The sequence below is a fragment of the Mycolicibacterium arseniciresistens genome (genome assembly GCF_030519285.1).
Classification (GTDB): Bacteria; Actinomycetota; Actinomycetes; order Mycobacteriales; family Mycobacteriaceae; genus Mycobacterium; species Mycobacterium arseniciresistens.
Genome location: NZ_JAUMSQ010000426.1, coordinates 1 through 4,643 on the forward strand (window position 1 = coordinate 1; position 4,643 = coordinate 4,643).

Consider the following 4,643-nt stretch of genomic DNA (forward strand, 5'->3'; position numbering starts at 1 on the left):
GGCTGTCGGCGCCGGAATCGCGCGGCTGCGCTACGGCACGGTCGACGTCGCCGCCGCCCCGGTGTCACCTGAGCACCGGGTGCACTACGTGACCGAGGCGCCCGCGGTGTTCTTCGGTCACTCGCCGCTGCAGGTGTTGGTGACGATCCTGTTCCCTGCCGCCGTCGCGGCGCTGGTGTACGCGCTGACCGCGGTGTCCACCGCGCGCGATGACCTGGGCGGATGGCCGCCGCAGGACGCCCGGCGGCCGACTACTGCTCGACCTGCTACTGATCGACCGCCTACTGATCGAACTGGGACAGCGGACGACGCTCAACCCGTCGGCCCGCAATCACCTTCGCGCTGATCACGCCGAGCCGCAGCATGCCGCGGTAGGTCGACGGGTTCAACAACGTCGGCCACTTGGTCCGTGTCATGTGGGCGCTCAGCGGGCGGCCGGCGAACCGGTCGCGCAGCCAGCGCAGCGTCATCGGCGCCGACATCGGGTGCAGCAGCATGTGCTCGCTGAACATGTCCCGGTGGTAGGTGACGTGGGCGCCGCCGCTGCAGTAGGACTCGATCAGGACGTCGATGTCGTCGACCGACACGATCCGGTCGTGCACCGCCTGCACGATCAGCACCGGCGGGGTCGGCACGGCGGTGCCGAGCTTGATGCGGTCGAACACGGCCTGCACCTGCGGCGTCTGCAGGATCTGCTCGAGCGGCGCGTCGACGAAGTTGCCCATGTCCATGCCGATCCAGCGCAGCACGGCGTGTGCGGTCGTCATCTTCTCGATCCGCAGCAGCATCGCCTTGCCCTCTTCGGTGGCGTGCTTCTGGATCACCTCGTCGAGTTCGGGGAAGGTGTGCGTCAGCGCCGCCACCACCATCGCGGGCAGCCCGGAGAAGAAGCTGCCGTTGAGCCTGCGGAACGCGTGGCCGAGGTCGGCGACCGGCGAGCCGAGGACGGCCCCCACCACGTCGAGTTCGGGCGCGTACTCCCCGCACACCTCGGCCGCCCATGCGGTGGCCAGGCCGCCGCCGGAGTATCCCCACAGGCCGACCGGCGCGTTGGCCGCGAGGCCGAGGCGCTCGCAGTTCTGCGCGGCCCGCACCCCGTCGAGGATGTGGTAACCCGGCTCGTACGGAGTGCCCCAGAAGCCGTCGGCGCCCTCGTGGTCCGGCACGGACACCGCCCAGCCCTCGGCCAGCGCCGCGGCGATGAGAAGGAATTCGAGCTGCGCCAGGGCGCCGATGGCCTTGGCGCCGCGCCGCAACGCATAGGACGGGAAGCAGCGCCCGGCCACCGCGTCGATGGCGCACTGGTAGGACATCACCGGACAGGGCCGCGTGGTGTCGCGCTGCGTGGGCACCACGACGGTGGTGACGCCGGCCTGCGGCTCGCCGTTCATGGACGTGGTGCGGTACAGCAGCTGGGTCGCGGTGAACTTCTGCGGGACGAGGCCGAGGAACGCCAGCTCGACGTCGCGCGACCGCAGCACGGTGCCTGGCCGGGCGTGTTCGTATCCGGCCGGCGGCTGGTAGAAGGGATCCCTGCTCGGGAGGACCGGTCGGGTCCGGGGCACGACGTCCTCGTGCAGCGGCTGGCCGATCCACTCGGCGCCGGTGTCTCGTGCCGCATTGCCCAAGTCCATCCGGCCACTATCCCTTAAGAGGTCGTTAAGAAGCCAGCCGACTCACCCGGGCGGCCGCAACGCGGCGAACTCGTCGGTGACGCGGTAGCGCGACTCGGCGAACCGGAACAGCGCCGGCGGCCGGCCGCCGCTCTTGCCCGAGCGTGCGGTGGTGCCGGTGCGGCTGATCACCTGGCGCCGTTCCAGCACCCGCTGCAGATTGGTGGCGTCGACCTGGTAGCCCAGTGCGGCGCCATAGATGTCGCGCAGCGTCGACAACGCGAACTCTTTGGGAGACAACGCGAATCCGATGTTGGTGTAGGAGAGTTTGGCCGCCAGCCGGGCATGGGCGTGCTGCACCATCGGGCCGTGGTCGAACGCCATCTCCGGCAGCGCGCTGACCGGGTGCCAGCGCGTGTCGGCGGGCAGGGCCGGCGTGGCGGGGGAGGGCACCAGGCCGAGGAAGGTGGAGGCGATGGTGCGGGTTCCGGGCACCCGGGATGGGTCGGAGAACACGGCCAGTTGTTCGAGGTGAGCGAGTTCACGCAGGTCGACCTTCTCGGCGAGCTGGCGACGCACCGAGCTGATCAGATCCTCGTCGTCGCCGAGCCGCCCGCCCGGCAGTGACCACCTGCCGCGTTCGGGGGCCAGCGCCCGCTGCCATAACAGCACGTGAAGGGCGGGTTGGCGGGTGTCGAGCCCACGAACCTGGAACACGACGGCGAGCACCTCGTGGGCAGTGCTACGATTGGGCATGTTTTCGATCATAAGTCGAAAACCTCACCGAACGAAGGAGGCGACCGTGACGGTTCTGGACCGGACGTTCGCAGGAGGCCACTCCGGAAGCTTGGCAGACGACGTCGTACCCACCGAGGAGTGGGCGGCCGAGATCCGGCGGCTGGCCCGCCAGCGCGGCGCCACCGTGCTGGCGCACAACTACCAGCTGCCCGAGATCCAGGACGTCGCCGACCACGTGGGTGACTCGCTCGCGCTGTCGCGGATCGCCGCGGAGGCGCCCGAGGACACGATCGTGTTCTGCGGCGTGCACTTCATGGCCGAGACCGCCAAGATTCTCTCGCCGCAGAAGACGGTGCTCATCCCGGACCAGCGGGCGGGCTGCTCGCTGGCCGACTCCATCACCGCCGACGATCTGCGGGAGTGGAAGGCCGAGCACCCCGACGCCGTGGTGGTGTCCTACGTCAACACCACCGCCGCGGTGAAGGCGCTGACCGACATCTGCTGCACGTCGTCCAACGCCGTCGAGGTGGTGGCCTCCATCCCGGAGGACCGCGAGGTGCTGTTCCTGCCGGACCAGTTCCTGGGCGCCCACGTCCGGCGCGTCACCGGCAGGACGAACCTGCACGTGTGGGCCGGCGAATGCCACGTGCACGCCGGCATCAACGGTGACGAGCTGGCCGAGCAGGCCCGCACGCACCCCGATGCGGAGCTGTTCGTCCACCCCGAATGCGGTTGCGCCACATCGGCTCTCTATCTCGCGGGCGAAGGGTCGTTCCCGGCCGACCGGGTGAAGATCCTGTCCACCGGTGGCATGCTCGACGCCGCCCGCGAGTCCAAGGCACGCCAGGTGCTGGTGGCCACCGAGGTCGGCATGCTGCACCAGTTGCGCCGTGCCGCACCGGAGATCGACTTCCAGGCCGTCAACGACCGGGCGTCGTGCAAGTACATGAAGATGATCACCGCCGGTGCGCTGCTGCGCAGCCTGACGCACGGCACCGATGTCGTCGACGTCGATCCCGAGACCGCCCGGCTGGCCCGGCGCAGCGTGCAGCGGATGATCGAGATCGGTCAGCCCGGCGGCGGGGAATGACGCCTCCGGCCGACGAGCGCTTGCGCGAGGAGCGTGTCACCGCGTGCGGCGGCGGCATGTGGCAGGTCCGCGCCGACGTCGTGGTGGTCGGCACCGGGGTGGCGGGACTCGTCGCCGCGCTCACCGCGCAGCGCCGCGGCAGCAGGGTGCTCGTGCTCAGCAAGGCCTCGGAGTCCGAAGGGGTGACGGCCACCTTCTACGCCCAGGGTGGCATCGCGGTGGTGCTGCCGGACGGCCTGGCCGACACCGACGACTCGGTGACCGCCCACGTCGCCGACACGCTGGCCGCCGGCGGTGGCCTGTGTGACCCCGACGCGGTCAGGTCGATCGTCGCCGACGGCTACCGTGCCGTGGCCGACCTCGTCGACGATGGCGCCCGCTTCGACGAGAGTGCAAGCGGGCGTTGGGCATTGACCCGCGAGGGCGGCCACACCCGGCGCCGCATCATCCACGCGGGCGGCGACGCCACCGGCGCCGAGGTGCAGCGTGCGCTCGACCGGGCGGCGGCCCGCCTCGACATCCGGCGTGACCACGTCGCGCTGCAGGTGCTGCACGACGGCGCCGCCGTGACGGGCCTGCTGGTGCTCAACGCCGACGGCCTCGGCGTGGTGCACGCCCCGACGGTGATCCTGGCGACCGGCGGACTGGGCCAGCTCTACTCGGCCACCACCAATCCGGAGGGGTCGACGGGTGACGGTGTCGCGCTGGCACTGGAGGCGGGCGTCGCGGTGAGCGACGTCGAGTTCATCCAGTTCCACCCGACCATGCTGTACACCGGACCCGGTGGCGGCCGCCGCCCGCTGGTCACCGAGGCGATCCGGGGTGAGGGTGCGAACCTCGTCGACGGGAGCGGAGCGCCGGTGACCGCGGGAGTGCACCCGATGGGTGACCTCGCGCCGCGCGACGTGGTCGCCGCGGCGATCGACGACCGGCTGCGGCAGACCGGTGACCCCTGCGTGTTCCTCGACGCCCGGCGCATCGACGACTTCGAGCGCAGGTTCCCGACCGTCACCGCGGCTTGCCACGCGGCAGGCGTCGACCCCGTCCGCGAGCCGATCCCGGTCGTGCCGGGCGCGCACTACAGCTGTGGCGGCGTGATCACCGACGTCGCAGGCCGCACCTCGCTGCCCGGCCTGTTCGCGGCGGGCGAGGTGGCCCGCACCGGCATGCACGGCGCGAACCGGTTGGCATCCAACAGCCTG

Annotated in this window: 5 protein-coding genes; 3 read left to right on the forward strand and 2 right to left on the reverse strand. The window is 71.1% G+C overall.

The window, feature by feature from the left end:
• Positions 1-346, forward strand: a 346-nt coding sequence (locus tag Q2100_RS29765; RefSeq protein ID WP_302916916.1) for a DUF2567 domain-containing protein, incomplete at its 5' end; no start/stop codon positions are given.
• Here Q2100_RS29765 and Q2100_RS29770 read toward each other — a convergent pair.
• Together Q2100_RS29770 and Q2100_RS29775 are read right to left on the reverse strand one after the other, a co-directional pair.
• A complete protein-coding gene (locus Q2100_RS29770; RefSeq protein WP_264013554.1) occupies positions 282-1,634 on the reverse strand; it encodes a lipase family protein in 1,353 nt (450 codons plus the stop codon). The genes Q2100_RS29765 and Q2100_RS29770 overlap by 65 nt on opposite strands.
• 42 nt (positions 1,635-1,676) lie before the next feature.
• Positions 1,677-2,342, reverse strand: coding sequence for an NUDIX hydrolase (locus Q2100_RS29775; protein ID WP_302916918.1), 666 nt, complete (start codon positions 2,340-2,342; stop codon positions 1,677-1,679).
• 73 nt (positions 2,343-2,415) lie between these two features.
• Between Q2100_RS29775 and nadA the strand changes: the two genes are divergently transcribed.
• Together nadA and nadB are read left to right on the forward strand one after the other, a co-directional pair.
• Positions 2,416-3,441 carry a quinolinate synthase NadA gene (gene nadA / locus Q2100_RS29780; RefSeq protein WP_302916917.1) on the forward strand — a complete coding sequence of 342 codons (1,026 nt, stop codon included), beginning with the start codon at positions 2,416-2,418 and terminating at the stop codon, positions 3,439-3,441.
• Positions 3,438-4,643 (forward strand): L-aspartate oxidase (nadB, locus tag Q2100_RS29785; RefSeq protein WP_407667719.1); only part of this gene is annotated, 1,206 nt, incomplete at its 3' end. The genes nadA and nadB, both read left to right, overlap by 4 nt.